This window comes from Mycobacterium deserti (genome assembly GCF_025345615.1).
Taxonomy (GTDB): Bacteria; Actinomycetota; Actinomycetes; order Mycobacteriales; family Mycobacteriaceae; genus Mycobacterium; species Mycobacterium deserti.
On record NZ_JAODWD010000004.1, the window covers coordinates 291,586 to 314,278 of the forward strand.

The 22,693-nt window shown below is 67.5% G+C and carries 25 protein-coding genes and 1 tRNA gene; 5 read left to right on the forward strand and 21 right to left on the reverse strand.

Annotation, left to right across the window (positions count from 1 at the left end; genetic code table 11):
• Positions 1-11 precede the first annotated feature (11 nt).
• The gene (locus tag N4S67_RS17730) at positions 12-578 is read left to right on the forward strand and encodes a helix-turn-helix domain-containing protein (protein WP_260994315.1); all 567 of its coding nucleotides are present in this window, start codon (positions 12-14) and stop codon (positions 576-578) included.
• A gap of 175 nt (positions 579-753) precedes the next feature.
• Here N4S67_RS17730 and N4S67_RS17735 read toward each other — a convergent pair whose 3' ends face one another.
• Genes N4S67_RS17735 through cobC form a run of 4 tightly spaced genes read right to left on the reverse strand, consistent with a single transcriptional unit; the run spans position 754 to position 4,716 of the window.
• The gene (locus N4S67_RS17735) at positions 754-1,842 is read right to left on the reverse strand and encodes a bifunctional RNase H/acid phosphatase (RefSeq protein ID WP_260994316.1); all 1,089 of its coding nucleotides are present in this window, start codon (positions 1,840-1,842) and stop codon (positions 754-756) included.
• Positions 1,839-2,573, reverse strand: a complete 735-nt coding sequence (locus tag N4S67_RS17740; RefSeq protein WP_260994317.1) for a zinc ribbon domain-containing protein — start codon at positions 2,571-2,573, stop codon at positions 1,839-1,841. The genes N4S67_RS17735 and N4S67_RS17740 overlap by 4 nt, the downstream gene beginning before the upstream one ends.
• Positions 2,570-3,697 (reverse strand): Nif3-like dinuclear metal center hexameric protein, encoded by a 1,128-nt coding sequence (locus tag N4S67_RS17745; protein WP_260994318.1) that lies wholly within the window; start codon positions 3,695-3,697, stop codon positions 2,570-2,572. The genes N4S67_RS17740 and N4S67_RS17745 overlap by 4 nt, the downstream gene beginning before the upstream one ends.
• Positions 3,694-4,716 (reverse strand): Rv2231c family pyridoxal phosphate-dependent protein CobC, encoded by a 1,023-nt coding sequence (gene cobC / locus N4S67_RS17750; RefSeq protein ID WP_260994319.1) that lies wholly within the window; start codon positions 4,714-4,716, stop codon positions 3,694-3,696. Before cobC ends, N4S67_RS17745 begins: the two co-directional genes overlap by 4 nt.
• A gap of 37 nt (positions 4,717-4,753) precedes the next feature.
• On the opposite strand from cobC, the gene N4S67_RS17755 reads away from it, so the two are divergent.
• From N4S67_RS17755 to N4S67_RS17765, 3 genes are read left to right on the forward strand one after another with little or no spacing between them, the layout of a single operon-like run.
• Positions 4,754-5,407, forward strand: a complete 654-nt coding sequence (locus N4S67_RS17755) for an HAD-IA family hydrolase (protein WP_260994320.1) — start codon at positions 4,754-4,756, stop codon at positions 5,405-5,407.
• 22 nt (positions 5,408-5,429) lie between these two features.
• A complete protein-coding gene (locus tag N4S67_RS17760; RefSeq protein WP_260994712.1) occupies positions 5,430-5,924 on the forward strand; it encodes a low molecular weight protein-tyrosine-phosphatase in 495 nt (164 codons plus the stop codon).
• On the forward strand, positions 5,924-6,745 hold the full coding sequence (locus tag N4S67_RS17765; RefSeq protein WP_260994321.1) for an SURF1 family cytochrome oxidase biogenesis protein: 822 nt from the start codon (positions 5,924-5,926) through the stop codon (positions 6,743-6,745). The genes N4S67_RS17760 and N4S67_RS17765 overlap by 1 nt, the downstream gene beginning before the upstream one ends.
• On the opposite strand, the gene N4S67_RS17770 is transcribed toward N4S67_RS17765, so the two are convergent.
• Together N4S67_RS17770 and N4S67_RS17775 are read right to left on the reverse strand one after the other, a co-directional pair.
• Complete coding sequence (locus N4S67_RS17770) at positions 6,699-7,673, reverse strand: cobalamin biosynthesis protein (RefSeq protein WP_260994322.1); 975 nt, start codon at positions 7,671-7,673, stop codon at positions 6,699-6,701. The genes N4S67_RS17765 and N4S67_RS17770 overlap by 47 nt on opposite strands.
• Positions 7,674-7,750: 77 nt before the next feature.
• The gene (locus tag N4S67_RS17775; protein WP_260994323.1) at positions 7,751-9,346 is read right to left on the reverse strand and encodes a cellulase family glycosylhydrolase; all 1,596 of its coding nucleotides are present in this window, start codon (positions 9,344-9,346) and stop codon (positions 7,751-7,753) included.
• Between the two features lie 432 nt (positions 9,347-9,778).
• On the opposite strand from N4S67_RS17775, the gene N4S67_RS17780 reads away from it, so the two are divergent.
• Positions 9,779-10,174, forward strand: coding sequence for a VOC family protein (locus N4S67_RS17780; protein WP_260994324.1), 396 nt, complete (start codon positions 9,779-9,781; stop codon positions 10,172-10,174).
• A 65-nt stretch (positions 10,175-10,239) separates the two neighbouring features.
• Here the strand turns inward: N4S67_RS17780 and N4S67_RS17785 are convergent, their stop codons facing one another.
• The 15 genes from N4S67_RS17785 to N4S67_RS17855 all read right to left on the reverse strand — a co-directional run bounded on the left by N4S67_RS17785 (position 10,240) and on the right by N4S67_RS17855 (position 22,636).
• The gene (locus N4S67_RS17785; protein ID WP_260994325.1) at positions 10,240-12,078 is read right to left on the reverse strand and encodes a sugar phosphate isomerase/epimerase and 4-hydroxyphenylpyruvate domain-containing protein; all 1,839 of its coding nucleotides are present in this window, start codon (positions 12,076-12,078) and stop codon (positions 10,240-10,242) included.
• The gene (gene aroQ / locus N4S67_RS17790) at positions 12,075-12,533 is read right to left on the reverse strand and encodes a type II 3-dehydroquinate dehydratase (protein WP_260994326.1); all 459 of its coding nucleotides are present in this window, start codon (positions 12,531-12,533) and stop codon (positions 12,075-12,077) included. Before aroQ ends, N4S67_RS17785 begins: the two co-directional genes overlap by 4 nt.
• A gap of 3 nt (positions 12,534-12,536) precedes the next feature.
• A complete protein-coding gene (locus N4S67_RS17795) occupies positions 12,537-13,223 on the reverse strand; it encodes a 3-oxoacid CoA-transferase subunit B (protein WP_313959958.1) in 687 nt (228 codons plus the stop codon).
• Entirely contained in the window at positions 13,220-13,909 is a 690-nt protein-coding gene (locus tag N4S67_RS17800) for a 3-oxoacid CoA-transferase subunit A (RefSeq protein ID WP_260994327.1), read from the reverse strand. The genes N4S67_RS17795 and N4S67_RS17800 overlap by 4 nt, the downstream gene beginning before the upstream one ends.
• On the reverse strand, positions 13,906-15,087 hold the full coding sequence (pcaDC, locus tag N4S67_RS17805) for a bifunctional 3-oxoadipate enol-lactonase/4-carboxymuconolactone decarboxylase PcaDC (RefSeq protein ID WP_260994328.1): 1,182 nt from the start codon (positions 15,085-15,087) through the stop codon (positions 13,906-13,908). Before pcaDC ends, N4S67_RS17800 begins: the two co-directional genes overlap by 4 nt.
• Entirely contained in the window at positions 15,084-16,283 is a 1,200-nt protein-coding gene (locus tag N4S67_RS17810) for a lyase family protein (protein ID WP_260994329.1), read from the reverse strand. The genes pcaDC and N4S67_RS17810 overlap by 4 nt, the downstream gene beginning before the upstream one ends.
• The gene (gene pcaG, locus N4S67_RS17815) at positions 16,280-16,849 is read right to left on the reverse strand and encodes a protocatechuate 3,4-dioxygenase subunit alpha (protein ID WP_260994330.1); all 570 of its coding nucleotides are present in this window, start codon (positions 16,847-16,849) and stop codon (positions 16,280-16,282) included. The genes N4S67_RS17810 and pcaG overlap by 4 nt, the downstream gene beginning before the upstream one ends.
• A complete protein-coding gene (pcaH, locus tag N4S67_RS17820; RefSeq protein ID WP_260994331.1) occupies positions 16,849-17,679 on the reverse strand; it encodes a protocatechuate 3,4-dioxygenase subunit beta in 831 nt (276 codons plus the stop codon). Before pcaH ends, pcaG begins: the two co-directional genes overlap by 1 nt.
• A 10-nt stretch (positions 17,680-17,689) precedes the next feature.
• Positions 17,690-19,048, reverse strand: a complete 1,359-nt coding sequence (locus N4S67_RS17825; protein WP_260994332.1) for an MFS transporter — start codon at positions 19,046-19,048, stop codon at positions 17,690-17,692.
• Between the two features lie 45 nt (positions 19,049-19,093).
• On the reverse strand, positions 19,094-19,951 hold the full coding sequence (locus N4S67_RS17830) for a shikimate dehydrogenase (RefSeq protein ID WP_260994333.1): 858 nt from the start codon (positions 19,949-19,951) through the stop codon (positions 19,094-19,096).
• Between the two features lie 102 nt (positions 19,952-20,053).
• On the reverse strand, positions 20,054-20,695 hold the full coding sequence (locus N4S67_RS17835; protein WP_260994334.1) for a TetR/AcrR family transcriptional regulator: 642 nt from the start codon (positions 20,693-20,695) through the stop codon (positions 20,054-20,056).
• Between the two features lie 213 nt (positions 20,696-20,908).
• Positions 20,909-20,983: transfer RNA gene (locus N4S67_RS17840), tRNA-Val, on the reverse strand.
• Between the two features lie 45 nt (positions 20,984-21,028).
• Positions 21,029-21,493, reverse strand: coding sequence for a peroxiredoxin (locus N4S67_RS17845; RefSeq protein WP_260994335.1), 465 nt, complete (start codon positions 21,491-21,493; stop codon positions 21,029-21,031).
• A gap of 32 nt (positions 21,494-21,525) precedes the next feature.
• Positions 21,526-21,954 (reverse strand): DUF3052 domain-containing protein, encoded by a 429-nt coding sequence (locus tag N4S67_RS17850; RefSeq protein WP_260994336.1) that lies wholly within the window; start codon positions 21,952-21,954, stop codon positions 21,526-21,528.
• A gap of 106 nt (positions 21,955-22,060) precedes the next feature.
• On the reverse strand, positions 22,061-22,636 hold the full coding sequence (locus tag N4S67_RS17855) for a hypothetical protein (protein ID WP_390893415.1): 576 nt from the start codon (positions 22,634-22,636) through the stop codon (positions 22,061-22,063).
• Positions 22,637-22,693: the final 57 nt, after the last annotated feature.

Sequence of the window (22,693 nt, forward strand, 5' to 3'; positions counted from 1 at the left end):
ACTCCTTTGCCATGCAGGCAAACGACGACGTGGACACGCGGGTGCGCAAGCGGCTTCGTCAGCTCCGGTTGCAGTACGGCCTGACGCTGGAAGAGGTCGCGAGCCGATCGAACATCGACGTGTCGACTCTGAGCAGACTGGAGTCCGGCAAGCGACGCCTTGCGCTCGATCATCTCCCCCGCCTCGCCGGCGCATTGTCGGTCACCACCGATGAGCTTCTGCGCGCCCCTGAGGCAGAGGATCCGCGGGTGCGTGCGGGTTCGCACACGCACCACGCCATCACCTACTGGCCGCTGACCCGGCAGACGGCAGGTGGCCTGCACGCGTTCAAGATCCGGATCAGCGCGCGCCGCCGCAAGCCGCCCGCGGAGTTACCCGTGCACGAAGGACAGGATTGGATGTATGTACTGTCCGGACAGTTGAGACTTATCCTCGGCGAGCGCGATTTCACCGTTAAACCCGGTGAGGCCGTAGAGTTCTCGACCTGGACGCCGCATTGGTTCGGCGTCGTCGACGGCCCCGTCGAGGCCATCACGATCTTCGGGCCGCACGGAGAGCGGCTTCACCTGCACGACTAGTGCGATGTCCTGGGCTCGGTACCGTTGAGCGCGCATCGGCCCGTTAAGTGAAAATGCTGCTCGAAGGCTCCATTCGCCGGTATTGCCGGCGACCCGGAGCGCGGAGTCTACGACGTCGCCGTCGGTCCACAGTTCACGGTCGCCGATCAGTACTGACCGCAGACGACGATGGCTGCTAGTCCAAATAGGCGGTCTGATTGACCAGGCGCACCGACGCCGCGCCGTCGGGATAGAACTCGGCGATCGACAACGACGCCAGGTCGAGGTGCAGCCGATAGAGGATGGTGGGTCCGGCGTCCAGCGCGGCCCGCAGCAGCGTCTTGATCGGCGTCACATGCGATACCACCAGCACCGTCTCACCCGGGTGCTCGGAGATGATGCGCGATCTGGCCCGCCCCACGCGTTCGGCCGCGGCGTCGAAGCTCTCCCCGTCCGGCGGGGACACCCTGGTGTCGCGCAGCCACCGCTTGTGCAGCTCCGGATCCCGTTCGGCCGCCTCGCTGAACGTCAACCCTTCCCACCCGCCGAAATCCGTCTCGATCAGGTCGTAATCGACGACGACGTCGAGGCCGAGTACCTTGGCCGCCGCCTGGGCGGTGTCGTACGCCCGCTGCAGCGGCGAGCTGATGACCGCCGCGACGCCACCCTTGCGCCCCAGGTACTGTGCGGCGGCCTCTGCCTGTCGTCGTCCGAGTTCGGTCAGCGCGGGATTGCCGCGACCCGAATACCGGCGCTCGACGGAAAGTTCAGTCTGCCCGTGGCGCAGCAGAAGGAACCGGGTCGGCGCTCCCTGTGCGCCGGTCCACCGCGCCGGACTCGACGCGGGTACAGCCGTCGATTCGGTTGCGGGCGTGACTAGTTCGGCGGCGGCATCCATCGCTTCGTTGGCCAATCGGTCGGCGTGGCTGTTCTTCGCGCGAGGAATCCACGTGTAGGTCACGCGGTCGAACCGCGTCGCCAACGCGGTGGCCTTCTGGTGCAGCGGCGTGATGTCGGGATGCTTGACCTTCCACCGGCCCGACATCTGTTCCACCACCAGCTTGGAGTCCATACAGACGTCGACCGCAGTGGCGCCGACCTTGGCCGCCTCCTCCAGCCCCGCGATCAGCCCGCTGTACTCCGCGACGTTGTTGGTGGCACGGCCGATCGCCTGCTTGTTCTCGGCCAGTACGGCGCTGCGCTCCGCGGTCCACACCACCGCGCCGAAACCCGCGGGCCCCGGGTTGCCGCGTGAGCCTCCGTCTGCTTCGACGATGACCTTCATGCGCCGCCCTTGACCCGCAGCAGGATTGCGCCGCATTCAGGACAGCGCAGCACCTCGTCCTCGGCTGCCGCGGAGATCCTGGCCAGCTCGCCGCGATCGATCTCGATTCGGCAGGCGCCGCAGCGCTTACCCTGCAGTACTCCGGCGCCCGCGCCGCCACCAGCCCGCTGCCGCTCGTACAGCGCGATCAGCTGCCCGTCCATGGCGGAGATGAGTTCGTCACGGCGCGACAGGTATTGGTGTCGCAGCTGCGTCAGTTCGACTCGCTCGGCATCGCAGGCCGTCTGCGCCTGGCTGAGTTCGCTCTGCAGCTCGTCGATCTTCGTCAACTCGTTGGCTTGGTCGGATTGCAGTTCCTCTCGGCGCTGCATGACTTCCAGCAGCGAGTCCTCCAGACTGGATTGCCTCCGCTCGAGGGTCTCCAGCTCATGTTGGATCTCGGTGAGAGCCTTGGCGTCGACGGCTCCTCCTGCCAGCAATGACCGGTCGCGCTCCTCGCGTTGACGCACCCCGTCGATCTCGGATTCGAATTTCGCCACCTGCTCGTCCAAATCGTCCAGCGCGATCTGCAGCGCAGCAAGCCGGTCGTTGGCCTGGCGATGCGCGGCTTGCACCTGCTCGAGCCGCGGCTGCTCGGCAAGGTGGTTGGCCCGGTGGTCGACGCGGCTGAGCCGGGCGTCCAACTCAGCCAGCTCGAGCAACGAACGTTGTTGCACTACTTCTGCTTTCATGCTTCCGTTCTCTCCACGTTCCACGGATCGGTACGTACCGCCGACACCCGAACCGGCAGCGCGTCCCCGAAACGGCGTCGCAGCACCTGCGCCGCCTGGGCGCACCACGGGAACTCGCTGGCCCAGTGCGCGACATCGATCAGCGCCACCTCAGAGGCGCGCCGGTGCTCGTCGGCGGGGTGGTGGCGCAGATCGGCGGTGACATAGGCCTGTACATCGGTGCGCGCCACCGCGCTGAGCAGAGAGTCCCCCGCACCGCCGCACACCGCGACCCGTGACACCTGTGCGTCAGGGTCACCGGCAGCGCGCACACCCCACGAGGTCTGCGGCAGTGCAGTGCGGACTCGAGCGACGAAATCCGACAACGGCTCCGGCTGCGGCAGCGAACACACGCGCCCGATACCGACATTGTCGGGAATGGGCTCGAGCGCGACGATGTCGAACGCCGGCTCCTCGTAGGGATGCGCCGAGCGCATCGCGGCGAGCACATGCCCGCGTAGGCGCGACGGGGCGATCACCTCGACGCGGTCCTCGGACACCCGCTCGACGCTGCCCACGCTGCCGATAGCCGGTGACGCGCCGTCGTGTGGGAGGAACTGGCCGGTGCCCGTCACGCTCCAACTGCAGTGCGAATAGTCCCCGATGTGCCCTGCACCTGCGCCGAACATCGCCTCCCGCAACGCGTCCGCATCCTCGACGGGCACGAAGACGATCCACTTGTCGAGGTCGGACCCGCTGCGCACCGGGTCGAGGACTTCGTCGACCCGCACGCCCAGCGCGTCGGCCAGCGCATCTGACACACCGGGCGCCGCCGCGTCGGCATTGGTGTGCGCGGTGAACAACGCCCGCCCGGTCCTAATCATCCGGTGCAGCAACGCCCCCTTGGCCGTGTTGGCGGCGACGGTGTCCACCCCCCTCAACAGCAGCGGGTGGTGCGCGACGAGCAGGCCCCCGTCGGGAATCTCGGCGACCACATCGGCGGTGGCGTCGACGGCGACGGTCACATGGTCGACGGTCTCGGCCGGATCACCGCAGACCAGTCCGACCGAATCCCAGTCCTGAGCCAGCGCGGGCGGGTACGCCGCGTCCAGCACGTCGATGATGTCGCGCAACGCAACGCTCACTGCAGCACCTCGGCCATAGCTTCGACCAGGACCGGCCATTGCCGGCGCACTGCAACGCGCAGGTACTGGTCCTCGAAGCCGACGAAGGTATCGCAGCGCCGCACTGCAATACCCTTGTCAGCCAGATGTTTCCGCATCAATTCGGCGTCTGCCACTGAGAACAGCACGAACGGGGCGCATCCGTCGACGACATCGACGCCGATGCTAGCCAACCCCGCCACCATGCCGGCGCGCAGTGTGGCTCCCTCGCGTGCGCTGCGGTCGGCCTCGGCCACCGCGTCGGGTGAACTGCACGCGGCGATCGCCTCGAGTTGCAGGGTGCCCAGGGGCCAGTGGGGCCGCCGGGCTGACAGGCGCCGCAGTACGTCAGCGGGACCGAGCGCATAGCCGACGCGCAGCCCTGCCAGCGCCCAGGTCTTGGTCAGGCTCCGCAACACCACCACGTCGCGTAGCGCCTCACCCGCGAGCGACTCGGGCTCGCCGGGAATCCCGTCGCTGAACGCTTCGTCGACCACCACGATGCGGCCCGGCCTGCGCAACGCCAAGATCTGTTCGCGGGTGTGCAGCACCGACGTCGGGTTGGTGGGGTTGCCCACGACGACAAGGTCGGCCTCGTCGGGCACCGACGGATCGGACAACTCAAACGGCGAAGGCAGCACGACGTGCGTCACCGGCACGCCCGCGGCGGTCAGTGCCGCTTCCGGTTCGGTGAAAGACGGCGAGATCAGCGCGGCCAGCCGCGGCCGCAGATCGGCCAACAGCGAGAATCCCTCGGCCGCCCCGGCCAGTAGCAGCACCTCATCCTCACCGCGGCCGTGGCGTTCGGCTACCGCCGCGACGGCGCGGCGCTCGTCGGCCGCGCTGGGGTACCGCGCGAGGTCGGCCAGACGGCAGCGCAGGCGCTCGAGCAGCCACCGGGGCGGCTCGTCAGCGCGGACGTTGACGGCGAAGTCCACCATGCCCGGTACCGCGGCCTGATCACCGTGGTAGCGCGCGGCCGCGCGGGAAGGTCTTGCCACATCACGACAGTAGTGGGCCGTCGGGGACAATGAGATCGTGACGGCACGCCCGCAACTGGTGATCTTCGACCTCGACGGCACCCTGACCGACTCGGCTCAGGGCATCGTGTCGAGCTTTCGCCATGCACTCGGCTCAGTCGGCGCGGTCGTGCCCGATGGTGACCTCGCCAACATGGTCGTCGGCCCGCCGATGCACCACACCCTGCGCGACATGGGCCTCGGCGACCAGGCCGACGCGGCGATCGCAGCCTACCGGGAGGACTACCTGACACGCGGGTGGGCGATCAACCGGCTGTTCGACGGCATCCCCGGCCTGCTCGAGGACTTGCGGGCCGCCGGAATTCGCCTGGCCGTCGCCACCTCGAAGGCGGAGCCGACGGCGCAGCGGATCCTCGCGCACTTCGGACTCGACCAGCACTTCGATGTTATCGCCGGCGCCAGCGTCGACGGCTCGCGCGCCGCCAAGGCCGATGTGGTGGCGCACGCGCTGGCACAACTGGACGAGATTCCCGACCGGGTGTTGATGGTCGGCGATCGCTCGCACGACGTTGAAGGCGCCGCCGAACACGGCATCGACACCGTCGTCGTCGCGTGGGGATACGGCAGCGGGGACTTCGACGAACCGACTGGTGCCGCCGCGCTCGCCCACGTCTCGACCGTCGACGACCTGCGCGAGGTGCTCGGTGTCTGATGTCGCCGGCCGGGCGGCTCCGGTGTCTGATCCCCTGCACGTCACCTTCATCTGCTCCGGCAACATCTGCCGCTCGCCGATGGCGGAGAAGATGTTCGCCCACCAGATCAACGAGCGAGCGCTCTCGAGCGCGGTCCGGGTGACCAGCGCCGGCACCGGCGGTTGGCACGCCGGCGACGGGGCCGACCGCAGGGCCTGCCACGTACTGCGCGAGCACGGCTATCCCTCCGCGCACCGGGCGGCGCAGATCGCCGACGACCATTTGTCGGCCGACCTGATCGTGGCGCTCGGACGCAACCACGTCCGCATCCTGCGCGACATGGGTGTGCCGGACGAGCGGATCCGGATGCTCCGGTCGTTCGACCCGCGCTCAGCGGCGCACCCGCTCGATGTCGAGGATCCCTACTACGGCACCCAGGACGACTTCGAGGACGTGTTCACCGTCATCGAGTCGGCGTTGCCGGGCCTGCATCAGTGGGTCGACGAACAACTCGCAAGCCGGGGAATGGCGAGCTGATGCGGCGCTGGGCCTTTCTGCTGCGGCCGTCCTGGCTGGCGTTGTTCGTGGTGGCGATCGCGTTCGCCTATCTGTGCTTCACGGTGCTTGCGCCATGGCAACTCGGCAAGAACACCGAGACCTCTCGGGAGAACTCTCAGATCGCTTCCTCGTTGGACGCCGATCCCGTCCCGGTGACAACGCTTCTGCCCGAACAGGATTCGTCGGCTCCCGATGACCAGTGGCGCAGGGTGACCGCGACAGGGCGGTACTTGGCCGAGGCTCAGGTGCTCGCGAGGCTGCGGGTCATCGACGGCGAGCCCGCGTTCGAGGTGCTGGTGCCGTTCGCCGTCGACGGCGGTCCAACCGTATTGGTCGACCGTGGCTATGTGCGGCCGGTGCAGGGATCTTCGCTGCCGTCCATTCCCCCGCCGCCCACCGGGCCGGTGACCGTCATCGGCAGGCTGCGCGACTCGGAACTGCTCGCGCAGGGCAAGGAGCCGTTCCGCCAGGACGGCGCGCAGCAGGTGTACTCCATCAACACCGCTCAGATCGCGTCGCTGACCGGGGTGCCGCTGACCGGTTCGTATCTGCAACTCATCGACGATCAGCCCGGGGGGTTGGGCGTCATCGGCCTGCCGCACCTCGAGGCCGGGCCGTTCCTGTCGTACGGAATCCAGTGGATCGCGTTCGGCATACTCGCGCCGATCGGGGTCGGTTACTTCGTGTATGCCGAGGTGCGTCAGCGCCGACGGGAGAACGCCGCGCGGGAGGCGGCCGAACCCGGCGCGCCGGTCACGGCCGAGGCGAAGCTCGCCGACCGCTACGGCCGACGGCGCTGACCGTCACCGCAACGCCGACTGCGGCCGTCTGTACTGCGCGGGACAGCCGCACGGCCCGCGCGAGGTCGGCGATCTGTGGCGGCGGGCCTTCGCCCAGGGTCGGCCGGATTTCGAGTTCGTGGGCGTACTGCGTCGGCCCGCCGAGGCGCACCCCCAGAGCGCCGGCGAAGGCGGCCTCAACCACCCCGGCGTTGGGGCTCGGATGGCGCGCGGCATCGCGTCGCCACGCCCGCACGGCACCCGCAGGCGAACCGCCGACGAAGGGGGCGCACACCGCCACCAGAACCGCGGTCACGCGCGCCGCGACATAGTTCGCGGCGTCGTCGAATCGGGCTGCGGCCCATCCGAATCGGGCGTAGCGGGGTGAGCGGTTGCCGATCATCGCGTCCAGGGTGTTCGCACCTCGGTAGACGAGCACCGCGGGTATGCCGCCGCGGGCGGCCCACAGCAGAGGCGCCACGTGGGCGTCGGAGGTGTTCTCGGCGATGGACTCCAGGGCGGCACGCGTGAGGCCCTCCGTATCGAGGACTGAAGGGTCGCGTCCGCACAGCGATGGCAGCAGTCCCCGGGCCGCGTCGACGTCTCCGACGGCAATCAGGGCGGCCATCCGGTCGCCCGTGCGGGTCAGCGACGTCCCGCCCAACGCCACGAACACCGCCACCGCGTTGGCGACCGTTGCCGCCAGGTGCCCTCGCCGAGCGGTCGCCCGCTCAACGGCGAGTCCGGCGACCGCGAGTGCGCCGAGCAACGTGGCGGTGTGCAGCACCCCCGCCCGGCGGTTGTCGACATAGGTAAGCCGCTCGAAAGCCGCTGCGCCACTTCCAAAGACGGCCACAGGATGACCCTGCTGGGGGTCGCCGAGCAGCCGATCGGCAAGCCAGCCCGCCGCGATTCCGACGATGCGAGCGCGGCGGGCTGGGGTGAACACCACGGCAGCGTCTCACAGCCCCGAGCGCACCACGGCAGGCGAGTCACTGTGACCCGCCTGCCGTGGCTCCCCTCGATTTACGCGGCCTTCTTACCACCGGCCTTCTTGCCGCCGGTGCCGCCCGTCGAACCCGACGAATCCGTTGAGCCGGTCGACCCGGAATCCGTCGAACTGGTCGACCCTGTCGTACTGGTGGATCCAGTCGACCCTGTCGTGTCCGTGGTGCCCGTCGACTCGGCCGGAGCCGTCGACTCGGCCGGAGCCTCCTCGACCGGGTCCGTCAATGACTCGGCAGCAGGCTCGTCCGTGCCGCCCTCCGGCGCTGCGGTGAGTTCCGGCGTCTGCGCGACCGGCTCGACCGTGGTCGGCTCGACCGTGGTCGGCTCGACCGGGGTGGGCGCCGCCAATGCGGTAGTCGGCACCTCGGTCGCCTCCATCGGGGCAACGGTCATCGGCGCAGTACCCGCGGTGGTGACCTCCTGCGTCGGCGCAGGTGCCACAGTCGCCTCTTCCAAATCGGCGGTCATGGCCGTGAGCGTGACCGCGTCCGGCACCGTCTGCGGGTGCATCGTCGTCCAGTTCTGGATCACATACGCCGCCTGCTTCCAGGTCCAGTCGTCGCGCAGCACCCCGAGGGTCTCGTCGGGCGTGGTGCCCTCGGTGTTGCGGTCGCGCGTGGTGTAGATGAACGACGGACCCGTGTAGTCGTAGGTGCTCCACGTGGTCAGATAGTCCTGAATGAAGGCCGCTTGCTGCGCCTCCGTGGCAACCGACGTCGGCTCGCCGTATTCGGTTGTCCAAATTAGCTTTTCGCCGTCTCCGTTGGCCACCATCAGGTCATGCATGATCTCGAGTTGGCGAATCGGTGAGATGTCGCCATACGGCCTGCCCTGAGAGAACGGCAACGTGTAGTGGTACGGGTGGTACGACAGTGCGTCGAAATAGCCCTGTGCGCCCGCTTCGTACATCCCCTCCACGTAGTTCGCCGGACTGTAGGCGAGGCCCGGTACGTCGTTCACCCATCCGACGACGCCGCCGACGACGGTCGCGTCCGGATCCGCCGCCTTGATCGCCGGGTACGCGGCTTGCAGCAGCTCGGTGTAAGCGGCCGGATCCGGTGCGGGCGCCCAATAGAAGTAGGCGTTCGGCTCGTTCCAGACCTCGTAGGCACCGACCTGGCCCGCGTAACGTTCGGCCACCAGCCCGACGAACTCCGCATACTCCGCGGTGTCGGCCGGCGGGCTGATCACCGCAGGCATCCCTGGTTCGGTCGCCCACGCCGGCGTCGAGTTCAGCACCCCGAGGATGCCCATGCCACGACTGTCGGCCGCTTCGACGACGTAGTCCATGGTGTCCCAGTAGTAGTAGTCGTCCGCCAACTCGATGCCTGCCCACGGAATCAGAACGCGGACGTTGTTGACCCCCATCGCCTGCATCTCATCCAGGGTGCGGTCGATGTCCTCGTGAGTCATTCCGTACAGATCCGAATCGGCGAAACCGACCGTGGTGTTCGAGGTGTTGACCGCCGCCGTGAGAGCAAACGGCAGCGTCACCACATCGGCGGGTTGCCCCACCATACTGACGGCCCCGGCGGACATCAGCGCCGAAGCCGTCACAGCTAAACCGATCTTGATGAGCGGCCGCTCAGGCCGCCCAAGTTCTCTTTGCCGCATCAGTATCTCCATTTCGTATTCACACCCTCCCCGGCCCCCGCACCGGACTCATCGATACATTCATCTTGTTCCCAGCAATCTTGATCACCAATCGCAAATGAATCGAAAACTCCGTTTTCACCTGCGCGTTCACGTCGAAGCTGCGCTCCAGCGGGCGGCCTTGAGTAAACAGCTGCAAGTTTGGCAAATTTAACGTAAGCGTTAGTTATATGCCCTAGAAAAACGTCTAAAGTGGGTAAATCGCGTTTGCTGGACAGCTCGCTACCGCATTTCGTGTCGACGAACTGCAAACCCACTCGACTCTTAGACCACCAAAGTGATTTCCAGGTCGGAAAACGAATGTTCTCCGAAGGACGCGGCAACAGCCGATGATGAACGGTGAGGCGGACCGGCCCCGCCGCCAGTGTGTCCGGCGTACTTCGAGGAGTTCAGATGACCTTTCCGGCACTCAACCACGTGGCTCTCACCGTGCACGACCTCAACGTCAGTGGCCCGTGGTACCGAGAACTGATCGGCGCCGACCCGGTACTTGATGAGCACACCGAAGCCGGCTTCCGCCATCTCGTGTGGCAGTTCGACAACGGCACGCTGTTCGGTATTCATCAACACGACCGGGCCGTCGGCGCAGAGGATTTCACCGAGTTCCGCGCCGGCCTTGACCACGTCGGGTTCGGCTGCGCCACCCGAACAGAGCTCGAGCAGTGGGTCGCCCGGCTCGACAGTCTCGGGGTCGGGCACGGCGGCATTGTCGACGCGCCATACGGGTCGGGGCTGTCGTTCCGCGACCCCGACGGCATCGCGCTGGAGTTCTTCGCTCCGCCGAGCTAGGAGAAGGTGGTGGGCGCGGACGGTATCGAACCGCCGACCGGCCGGAGCAGCAATTCGGGTTGAGCTTACGTACGCGCCATGCCGCGACGGGCGGCGACGTGAGCGGCCATGCGGACCGGGGCATCGGCAAGAGGGCGGCCGCGGTAGTCGCCGCGCCGCTCGACGATCTCGAAGTAGACCTGGGACCCGATCACCGTGGTGTACGCGTGCAGGTATTCCCCGTCGGCGTTGCGGTCGTAGAGCACGTTCAGCCGCCGGATCCGGTTCACGAACTCATCGGTGAGATCCAGGCGAGCCTGCAGATCGACGTAGTAGTTGTCGGGGATGCGCAGGACTGGGGCATCCGCCGGCAGCGCGCTCAGGGTGCCGAGGATGTCGTCGGTGAGGAACGCGATGTGCTGCGGGGTCTGGACGCCCGGCGTCCACTTGCCGCGCCGCAGCAGCGGACCATCCAGCGCCACACCGAATCCGGACGGGTGCGGCGCGCGGAGCAGATGACTGCGCACCAATCCGTAGGGCCCGGGATACTCCGCCACCTCGTCGGTACGCATCCCCAGCACCGAGCGGTAGAACAGGACGCACTCGTCGTACCGGTCGTAAGGCGCGGTGACCGACACGTGGTCGATCCCGGTGATGCCCGCGCTGGTGGCGACATCGGTCGGCGGCACGGGCTCGAAGTCGCGGCGCCAGTCCAGATCGTCGCCCGCGGTGGAGACGAAGAAGATCGACACGCCGTCGGGTGCCGCGACAGCGGGCAGGTCGGCCTCCCCCGGCCGGACCACACGTGGCAAGGCGGAGACGTTCAGGCCCTCGGCCGACGCAGCGAAGCCCGTGGGGTCCTCCGCGTCGAACGCGATGGCGGCGATTGCCGAGGAGTCGTCCTCGGGCGCATCGGTCGTGACGGTCACCAGGATGGTCGCATCGGACTGCGTCCATGCCGTGACGCGCTTTGACCGGTGCGTCGCGGACTGCGTGAATCCCAGCGCGGACAGTGCATGTTCCGCCGAGGCGAGATTGGTCGGCGTGACGCTCATTTCGACGAATGCCGCCTCGAACCGCTGTCGCGGCAGCGCATCGTCGAGTCCGGCTTCGAGTGCGCCCAAAGAGCGCACCGCGTCGATGGCGGTTCGCACTGGCGCTGACTGGCGGAAGACGTCGTTGAACACTTCCAGCGACAGGGGACCCCGGTATCCGGCGCCCAGGACGGCGGCGGTGAACTCGACGAGGTCGAAGGCTCCCTCACCCGGGAACAGCCGGTAGTGCCTGCTCCACTGCAACACGTCCATGTCCTTGTGCGGTGCGTCAGCGAGCTGGAGGAAGAAGATCTTGTCGCCTGGGACTTCGCCGAGTTCGGTGATGGTGGAGGACCTCGACAGGATGTGGAAGCTGTCCAGGCACAGCCCCACTGCGGCATGGTCTGCCCGGCGGACCGCGTCCCACGACTGCTGCCAGAGATCGATCCTGCGCCCCCAGGCCAGGGCCTCGTAAGCGATTCGCATCCCACGCCGCTCGGCGAGTTCCCCCGCCGCGCGCAATTGCGTTGCCAGATCATCCATGTCGGCGACTGCGTCCGCGGACGCGTTGGAGCAGACCAGGATCAGGTCGACGCCGAGTTCAGCCATGACGTCGAACTTGCGGTCGAGCCGGACCAGGTTTCGTTCGAACTGCGCGGGGTCGGTGCTGTCGAGGTCCCGGAAAGGTTGATACAGGACGATATCCAGCCCGAGTTCCTCACACCGCTTCCGGACCTCTGCCGGACTGGACGTCGATGAGACGAGATCGGGTTCGAACAGCTCGATGCCGTCGAAACCGGCATGGGCGGCGGCCACGAGCTTGTCGTCCAGCGTTCCGGACAAGCAGACCGTCGCGATGGTCTTGTCGTGGCGGGTGGGCGTGAGAGTCATTGCCAGTGGCCTTCTTTCGCGACAAGGGCCCTGATGGCCCATTGATAACCAGCCGTACCCAGACCGATGACGATGCCGACGGCTGCTGGTGCGACGTAGGAGTGCTGCCGGAAGGGCTCCCGCTGATAGATGTTCGAGACGTGCACTTCGACGACGGGAAACTCGACAGCGACGATCGCGTCGTGCAGCGCAACCGAGGTGTGGGCGAACGCGCCGGGATTGAACACCGCGCCCAGCAGTGATCCGGATCGGTGTTCGGCGCCTGCGGCGTGGATCCTGTCGATCAGTACGCCCTCGTGGCTGGACTGCAGGAAGTCGACGTCGACACCAACGTCGTGGCCCACCTCTCGACAGAGTTCCTCGACGTCGGTGAGGGTTTGCGACCCGTAGTGGACGGGTTCGCGCGTGCCCAGCAGGTTCAGGTTGGGCCCGTTCAGCACGAGGACGGTCGGCACCGGCTACTCCTCCACGCGCCGGAGCGTCGGATCGAGACGTTCCTGGAGTTCGGCGAACGAGACTCCGTAAGTGGCGATCACCCGGATCCCGTCGGCGCCGACCGCGAAGGTCGCCAGTTCGGTGTACACCCTGCTGACACACGCCAGCCCGGTGAGCGGATATGTGCACTGCGGCACCAGTTTCGGAGTTCCGTCCCTGGTGAACAGCGACATCATCACGAAGACGTCCTTGGCGCCGATCGCCAGATCCATGGCGCCGCCGACGGCGGGGATCGCCCCGGGCGCCCCGGTGTGCCAGTTGGCCAGGTCGCCGTGCTCGGACACCTGAAAGGCTCCGAGGACGCATACGTCGAGGTGTCCGCCGCGCATCATCGCGAACGAGTCGGCGTGGTGGAAGTAGGCCGCACCGGGCAGTTCGGTGACCGGGGTCTTGCCGGCGTTGATCAGATCCGGGTCGATTTCGTCGCCGACGGCCTCGGGCCCCATGCCCAACATGCCGTTTTCGGTGTGCAGGACGATCCCACTGTCGGGGGCCAGGTAGTCGGACACCTTCGTGGGTTGTCCGATCCCCAGGTTGACGAACGATCCGGGTGGGATGTCGGCGGCGACCGCTCGCGCGATCTCGTCCCGTCCGAGTGGTCCACGGTCGACGTTCTCGACGGTGTTCGACACGGTGAGTGCGATGGTCACGAGGCCTCCGTTACCGAGGTGGTCGCCGCGCTGAGGTCCAGGACCCGGTCGACGTAGATCGACGGTGTCACCACGACTTCCGGATCGATGCTGCCGGTTTCGACGACGGCGGACACCTCGACGATGGTGAGGTCGGCCGCCGTCGCCATGACCGGTCCGAAGTTCCGTGCCGTCTTGCGGTAGACGAGATTGCCCATCCGGTCACTGCGATGGGCGCCGATCAGGGCCACGTTCCCCCGGATCGGATATTCCAGAACGTAGTCGCGCCCGTCGATCGTGCGCGTTTCCCTGTTCTTCGCGAGGTCGGTGCCGAAGCCGGTAGGACAGAAGAACGCGCCGATGCCGGCGCCTGCGGCCCGCATCCGTTCGGCGAGGTTGCCCTGCGGGACCACCTCGAGGTCGATCCTGCCCGCGCGGTACAGCTCGTCGAACACATAGGAATCGGATTGCCGCGGAAATGAACAGATGATCCGGCGCACCCTCCCTGCCGCCAGCAGCGCGGCCAGTCCGGTGTCGCCGTTGCCCGCGTTGTTGCTGACGATGGTCAGGTCGGTGGCGCCGTGGTCGATGAGCGCGTCGATCAGCACCGTGGGCATGCCGGCCATGCCGAAGCCGCCCACCAGCACGGTCGACCCATCGGCGATCCCGGCCACCGCCTCTCCTGCGTCACCGGTGATCAGCGTCATCGGGCACCGCCCTTAGCGTCGTAGTCGGACAGCACGTCGGCGGCGATCCGGAACGCAGAGTTCGCGTCCGGGACGCCGCAGTAGATCGCGGTCTGCATGATCAGCTCCTTGATCTCGTCGTTGGTCAGGCCGTTGCGGCGTGCGGCGCGCAGGTGCATCGCGAACTCCTCGTGGTGGCCGCGCGCGATAAGGGCCGTCAACGTGATCATCGAGCGGCTGCGGCGGTCAAGACCGGGTCTCGTCCAGATGCCGCCCCAGGCGTACTCGGTGATCATGCGCTGGAAGTCGGAGGTCAGGTCGGTGGTGGCGGCCACGGCCCGGTCGACGTGCGCGTCGCCGAGCACCTCGCGGCGTACGTCCATGCCGGCCCGGTAGATGTCATCGACGGTGTCGGGGGAGCTTGACCGCGACAGCCCGACGTTCTCCGCGACCAGTGCGGCGACCCGGTCGGGCGCCTCCGCCGGCGCGAGGTGGCCCACGCCGTCGAGTACGACGAGCTCGCCGTCCGTGACTTCGGAGGCGATGCGCTGCAACGACTCCGGCGGGGTCGGTACGTCGTCGCGGCCTGCGACCGCAAGGACGGGTGTGACGATCTCGGGTAGCCGTTGCACGACGTCGAAGTCGGCCAGCGCCTCGCAGGTTTTCGCGTAGCACTCCGGATCCGTGTGACTCAGACCGTCGAGGAGCGCTGCCGCGACGCCCGGGCGCCGCTCGACGAAGCCGGGGGCGAACCAGCGCTCGGGCGCGGCCGCGACCATCGGCGCGATGCCCCCGGCGCGCACGGCGGCGGAGCGTTCGTGCCACCCGTCCGGCGTGCCGATCACCGCACCGGTGCACAACAGCGTCGCGCTACTCACCCGGTGGGGGGCGTCGAGGGCGAGCTGTAGACCGACGGCGCCGCCCACGGAATCGCCCGCGTAGTGGAAGGTCTCGGCACCAAGTCGGTCTGCGAGCGCGAGTACCGCGGCGGCGAGGTCGGCGATGGTGAACGCGTCGGCCGGTCCGCTCCGGCCGTGGCCGGGGAGGTCCCAGCCGATGAGCCGGGCCCGCGCGGTGAGCCTGTCGGCGACCCCACCCCACAGCGTGGCCGCCGAGGTCCCCAGGGACGGTCCGAGCAGGATCAGCGGTGCGTCGCTGGGTCCGCCGAAGTCGACCGCGGCGAGAACGGGAATGGTCACCGGGCCTCCTCGATGAAGCGGCGGGCCCGGCTCAGCACCGCGTCGACGAAGCGATCAGCCGCGCCCGTGTAGTCGGGAAGCGCTGTCCTGCCGGTCAATTCGCTCATCGATCGTTGTTCGGAGAGCAGGCCGTCGGCGGCGGCGAGGTTGGCGGCGGCGCGGGAATCGTCGATCCGTAACCCGGAGACGAGTTCGGACGTGTGCGCGGCGGCGACGACGGTGTGTCGCGCCAGCGTCCGCAGCGTGGCCCACTCCGCGTGCCAGGCGCCGTCGGAGCGTTCGTCGACGCTCGCGGCCGACGCGGCGTGCAGCGTGGCGCCGAGCGGGCCAGCGGTGATCGCGGCCCGCCGGATCAACACCGAGCGCACCGGATTGTTCTTGTGCGGCATGGTGGACGACCCGCCGCCGCTCCCCTCGGACAGTTCACCGACTTCTGGGCGGCTGCCCGTCGCGACGTCGGTCGAGATGTGCCCCCACGCGTCGCAACAGGTCACCAGCGCGTCCCCGATCCGGGTGATCGTGGACCGCGTGGTGTGCCAGGGCAGCGCGGGTGCCAGTCGGACTCGCTCGGCCAGCGCATCGCTCAGAGCAATGGCGTCGTCGACCGATCCCGCGAGTTCCGTAGACGCCGCGAGGGTCCCCACCGCGCCCCCTACCTGAACAGGCAGCGATGTCCTCAGGCCGGCCAGTGGCTCCGCCGCGTCGAGCACGCCGTCGAGCCAGCGGGCGATCTTGGCGCCGAGCGTGCTTGGCAGCGCCGCCTGGGTGAGCGTTCGCGCCAGTGCCGGTGTGCTGCGGTGCCTTTCGGCAAGGTCGGCGAGCGCCCGGACCTGGGCGGCGCACTCGACGCCGATCCTGATGAGCACGTCACGCACGCAGATGATCACCGCCGTGTCGAGCACGTCCTGGCTCGTCAGACCGCGGTGCAGCCACCGCGCGGTCGACGGCTCCGATCGGCCCCGGAGGATCGCGACCAGTGCGCTGACCGGGTTACCGTCGACGTCGGCGTGGCGGGCGACGGCCTCCGCGTCGCCGTCCGAGACAGTCAGGTCGGCCAGGGCGTCCCGCGGGGCGATGCCCGCGTCCACGAGAATGCCGAGCCACGCCTGCTCCACGGCCACCATCGCAGCGAGGAAGGCGGCATCGCTCATCAGGTCGCCCGCGAGGTGGTCCCCCGGCCAGTACAGATCCGTCACCGCTGGTGCCCGGGGTAGCGCAGAAAGACTGTCTCCGGTTTGCCTGGCGCGTCCTGCAATTGGATGTCGAAGCGCAAGCCTCCTGCGTCGCGAGTGGCGATCAGCGTCTCTCGGCGGTCGGGCGGGAGCGAGGCCAGCAGCGGGTCCTCGCTGAGGTGTTCGCCGGGTACGTAGGCGCGGGTGAACAGCCGGTTGAGTAGTCCGCGGGCGAAGACGGTAACCAGGATGAACGCAGCGGCTCCGGGTCGGGACGGGCCGGGGATCACGGTGGAGAAGGAGTACCGTCCGTCGTCACCCGTGCTCGCCCGGCCCCACCCGGTGAAGGTAAAACCGTCCCGGCGCAGCGAGCCGCAGGCCTTGGGAACCCCACCGTCGGCGTCGGCCTGCCAGATCTCCAGCAGTGCGTCGGGGACGGGGCGGCCGTCACCGTCGGCGACGATCCCCCACAACTGGACGGCGTTGGGCGAACCGGACGGCACCAATTCGTGGCATCGGTCGAACGGCAGGGCGTAGCCGAAGAAGGGCCCGACGGTCTGCCCCGGGGTGGCGGTCAGAAGGGGGCTCATCAGTGCTCGCTCTCGATCGGCGTCCGCGTTGTGCCGGCGAGCACGATGTCCCAGCGGTAGCCGGTGGCCCACTCGTGGGTCGTGACGTCATGGTCGTAGGTGGCCACCAGCCGGTCACGCGCCTTGCGGTCGGTGATGGCCTGATAGATCGGGTCCAGGGCGAACAGCGGATCGTTCGGGAAGTACATCTGGGTGATCATTCGCTGCGTGAATTCCGTTCCGAACAGCGAGAAGTGGATGTGCGCAGGCCGCCAGGCGTTGCGGTGGTTCTTCCACGGATAGGGTCCCGGCTTGATGGTGGTGAACCGGTAGGTGCCGTCGTCGTCGGTCAGACAGCGGCCGACGCCCGTGAAGTTGGGGTCGATCGCGGCGGGGTGCTGGTCGCGCTTGTGGATGTACCGGCCGCCCGCATTGGCCTGCCAGATCTCGACGAGTTGGCGACGGACGGGTCGGCCAGCGCCGTCGACCACCCGACCGGTCACCACCATCCGCTCCCCGATGGGTTCGCCGCCGTGCTGGACCGTGAGGTCGGCTTCGAGCGGGTCGACGTCGCGTTCGGAGAAGCACGGCGACCACAATTCGACACCTTCGGGGTCGGCGTGGTGCGGATCCTTGGTCGGGTGCCGGAGCAGGCTGCTGCGGTAGGGCGGGAAGCCCAGGCGCGGCTGCGTCTCCTCGACCCCCGAGCGCTCGTAGTCGGACGCGATCGTCGCCATCTCCGCGCTGATCGCCTGCTGGGTCGCTGTGGCACTGTCGGAACCGATGTCGATAGTTGCTTTCGTGTCGTACACGTCGGTGGACTCCTGCGGTCTCAGGGAAGAGAAGGTCATCGGTTTGCGCTCAGTGACGGACGAGGGTCTCGGCAGACCCCGGCGACTTCTCCCCCAATAGCGTGGTCGGGACGTCCTTGGTCTCGCGTGCGGTCAGCGCCGCTGCCGATGCGATGAGGCACACGACCGCGGTGAAGACGCTGATGACCACCCAGCCGCCTTCCTCCACACCGCCCAATGCGGTGACGATGGCCGGCGCGAAACCGGCGAGCAAGAAGCCCAACTGGGTCCCGATGGCCAGCCCCGAGAAACGGACTCGGGTGGAGAACATTTCGCCGTAGAACGACGGCCATACCGCATTGGCTGCGGCGTAGCCGAACGAGAAAGTGGCGATTGCCAGTGCGAACATCAACAGGTTGTTGCCACTGCTCATCGAGAGCAGATAGAACGGCATGAGCGCGGCCGACGACAGTGCACCGTAGATGTACACCGGCTTGCGGCCGACGCGGTCAGCGAGCTTGCCGAACAGCGGCTGGGTAAGCAGCGCAACGATGTTCGCGACGACGACCAGCCACAACGTCACGTCCGAGTCGAGGCCCATCTTCTTGCCGTAGGCGATGGCCAGGTTGGCGAATACCGTTGACACGGCGGCGATGAACGCGCAGAAGATCACGCGGATGACGTCACGCCAGTGGTTGCGCATCAGCGGCATCAACGGCATCCGCGCGATCGTGCCCGCCGCCTTGGCGTCCTCGAACTCCGGGGTCTCGTGCAGCCGGCGCCGGATGAAGTAGGCGACCACCACTACGACGGCACTGAGCCAGAACGGAACTCGCCAACCCCATGCGTACAGGTCCTCGTCGGGCAGCGCCACGATCGGTATGACCACGAGCGAGGCCAGGATCAGACCACCCTGGGTGCCGGTGAGCGTCCAGGAGGTGAAGAAGGCACGCTGGTCGTCCGGTGAGTGCTCCAACGTCAGCGAACTCGCGCCTGCCTGCTCACCCGCAGCGGAGAAGCCCTGCAGCAGGCGGCATGTCACCAGCAGGATGGGAGCGAGCACCCCGACCGACTCGTATGTCGGCAGGCATCCGATGGCGAACGTCGAGACGCCCATGAGAAGCAGCGTGAACATCAGTACGTTGCGGCGGCCGATCCGATCACCGAAGTGTCCGATCACAAAGGCGCCGATCGGCCGGGCGATGTAGGCGACACCGAGCGTTGCGAACGACTGGGCCAGCGCAACGGTCTCGTCGCCCTCGGGAAAGAAGACCCTCGGAAAGACCAGTGCGGCAACGAATCCGAATACGAAGAAGTCATAGTATTCGACGGCGCTACCCATGAAGCTGGCCAGCGCAGCCTTCTTCGGCGTCCGTTCGGGTGCGCCCGCGGGCACACCATCTGGCGGATTGCTGTTCGTGATACTCATCGGCTTCTCCTGCATTCCTCGTTGAAGTGGGTTTTGCCTGCTGATCTACTCGGCGAGACTTCGGAAGTGCCGTGACATGCGCTCGGCGTTCGGGGTGATCCCAGTGATGAGTTCGAAGGCGGTGCTCGCCTGGTGCACGGCCATGTAGCCGCCGTCGAGCGTTGCGCAACCGGCCGCCCGCGCAGCGGTGAGCAGCGCGGTGTTCAACGGCCGGTAGACGATGTCGGCTACCCACAGGCCGGGGTGCAGAAGCGCTGCGTCGAACGGGATGCCCGGGTGGTCGGCCATGCCGGTGGGTGTGCAATGCACGACACCGTCGCTGTGCGGCAACAGAATCGAGAGCTTGTCGAACGCCGACGCATCGACGTGCGTGCCGCGATGTCGCGCCGCAAGTTCACCGGCCAGGACGGTGGCACGGTCGACGTCGAGGTCGACGACGGTCAGATGCTCGGTGCCCAGGTCGAGCAGCGCGTGTCCGACCGCTGCTCCCGCGCCCCCCGCTCCGAGCAGCACCACGTTCGACGTCGCGGCGCGGGGCAGACCTTCCACGAATCCGATGCGGAATCCCGGTGCGTCGGTGTTGAAGCCGACCGTGCGGCCATGCTCGAAGACCACGGTGTTCACTGCGCCCAGCGCTGCCGCCTCGTCGTCGAGCGCGTCGAGGTGCGGAATCACCAGTCGCTTGCACGGGTGCGTGACATTGAGCGCGTCGAATCCGAGTGTGCGCGCCCACGTCAGGATGTCCCCGATCCGCTCAGGTGCGAGGCCGACGGTGTTGAGGTCGATGGTGCGATAGACGTAGTCGAGGTTGTTGGCACGGCCCTCGGCCATGTGCAGCGCAGGGGTCAGGGACGGACCGACTCCCTGGCCGACGAGACCGACCAGATATGCGCTGGGAGCCACCCTCCACCGTCCTTGCTTAATGTACTAACTAGTACGTTCGTAGCTCAGTACAGCATTGTGGCCTACGCCTCGTCAAGGAAATCAAGTGAGCTGAGTCGCAGATCAGATGGAGGTCAGCCAACCGATGACGATGTCGCCGATCATGCGGCGCAGGTGGGCTCGTTGTGTGACCTCGGTGAAGTCCACGTCAAAGAGGAAACCAAAGGTGTACCGGTTGGCGACCTGGAAGACGCAGTAGGAACTGATCAAGAGGTGCACGTCGAGAGCCTCGACGCCGGTGCGGAAGACGCCCTGCTCGCGGCCTCGGGCCAGAAGTTCATCCAGCAGCGCCGTCGCAGGCTGCGCCAGGCTCCGAAGGGAGTCGAGACGGCTGATGTACTCACCCCGGTGGATGTTCTCGATCGCCACCAGGCGAATGAAGGCCTGGTGGTCGAGGTGGTGATCGAAGGTCAGTTCGGCCAACCTGCGCATCGCGATCACGGGATCGACGTGGTCGACCTGCAGGCGCTGTTCGGCCTCGCGAATCCCCCGGTAAGCGTTCTCCAGCACGGCCATGTACAGGCCCTCTTTACCGCCGAAGTAGTAGTAGATCATCCGCTTGGTGGTGCGGGTGCGTTCGGCGATCTCGTCGACCCGAGCGCCCGAGAATCCCGACTCCGCGAAAACCTCCGTGGCAACTGCGAGCAGATCGGCGCGGGTGCGCTCGGCGTCGCGCTGCAGCTCAGGGCGGGGTTCGCCGGTCACGCCGCGAGCTTACTGGCGTCCACGACGGTCGCCGAGACATTCCGCGCCGACAGACGACCGGCCTACCCATGCCATGTGGTTCGTCAAACCCGTGGGTCGCGACGCGTCGGAGTGGCCCCAAGCCGTCGGGTCCGGTCGATCGACGCTGGCACAATCTTGGCACCACGGGGGTTCGGCAATCCCCATTCAAAACACCCTGACCGGCGCCGACGATGGTGGGCGCGGACGGTATCGAACCGCCGACCGCTGGTGTGTAAAACCAGAGCTCTACCACTGAGCTACGCGCCCCTCGCCAGGCAAATTACACGCCGACGACGCGCGGCACGAAATCCGTCAGCCCGCCTTCAGCGCCGCTAGCGCGCCGGTCCACGCGGCTTGGTCGCGCGACTCGCCCGGCTGCTTCATCTCGGCGAACCGGATCACGCCCGACGTGTCGACCACGAAGGTGCCGCGATTGGCGAACCCGGCGTCGTCGTTGAACACGCCGTAGGCCTTGGCGACTTCCCCGTGCGGCCAGAAGTCGGACAGCACCGGGAACGTGAAGCCGCTCTGCGTCGCCCAGACCTTGTGGGTGGGCGGCGGTCCGACGGAGATCGCCAGCGTCACCGTGCCGTCGTTCTCGTATTCGGTGAGATGATCCCGGATCTCGTCGAGCTCGCCCTGACAGATACCCGTGAACGCCAACGGGAAGAACACCATCAGCACGTTCTTCTGCCCGCGGAAGTCGCTGAGTGTGACCGGCTGCCCGTTCTGGTCCTTGAGGGTGAAATCCGGCGCTTCGGTTCCGACCTCGAGCACTATGGCCTTCCGTTCTTCGCGCCAGCGCTCATCTATCTTCTTCCCGCCGCCTTCGACTTGGGCTGCACCAGGCGGCTGGCGATCCAGCCGCCGAGGTTGGCCGAGGATGTCTGCATCAGCCCCGCCGTCGGCGCCGACTCGGCGATCTCGGCGGGCTGCACATGCCCGGGCTTTCCCGTCTTGGGTGTGACCACCCAGATAACCCCGTCGTCGGCCAACGGAGTGATCGCATCCATCAGGGTGTCGACAAGGTCGCCGTCGCCGTCACGCCACCAGAGCAGCACCACGTCGATGACTTCATCGGCGTCCTCGTCGAGCAGGTCGGCGCCGCACGCCTCTTCGATGTCGACCCGGATGTCGTCGTCGGTGTCCTCGTCCCAGCCCAACTCCTGCACAACCTGATCTTTTTGGATGCCCAGTCTGCGGGCGTAGTTCGGGGCGTCGTCGTCCGCCGCGACCACCGTCGGTCCTCCTTCAGCCAGCTCGGGCGCACCGTGCGCACCTCACATGTTCGGGCCCTATCGTCGCACGCCGAGGCGCCGGAGCCGACGCCTGACGGCAAGTTAGTCAATATGCGGCGTCGCAGAGATTCAGCGCGGTGGTCTTCGTGTCGTTCAGCCGGGTGATCGCGACGTTGAATTCTTCGGGCCCGTAATTGCCCGCGACCGCGGTGGCAACACCCCGAGCGGCGTCGACCCAACCGTTCATCGCATCCTTCAATTCGGGGGGTAACGGGTCCGTCAGGCTTCGCGCCACCTCATCCGCGCTGTGGTTGAGCGCGTCGGTCGCCGGCCCCGCCTTGGCGGCCGCATCGCTTGCGCTCGCGTTGAACGCGTCGACGTAGTCGTTGACCGCGGTGATCGCCTCGACGCTGCTGGAACTGAGCGATTCGCAGGAAGAGTGGATCGCTTCGGTGGTGAGCGACTCCTGGCGCTCGGACTCCTTGGCGCTGGAGCTGGCTTCCGATTCTTCGATGGATGCCGAGACCGATGCCCGGTACACCGGCGCCTCGGCCGCGTCGACCTGCGGCGCGCCTTCGGTGACATTGCTGCAGCCCACGATGACCATCGCCGCCGCGGCCAGACTGCCGACCACCAGCGCGGCGACTCGCAGCCGCTTCCGCCCCAGCCGACCCCTGCGCACGGCTGGAGACGTTACCGGTTCGCCCGCCGATCGGCGGATCATTGCCCTCGTCACCCC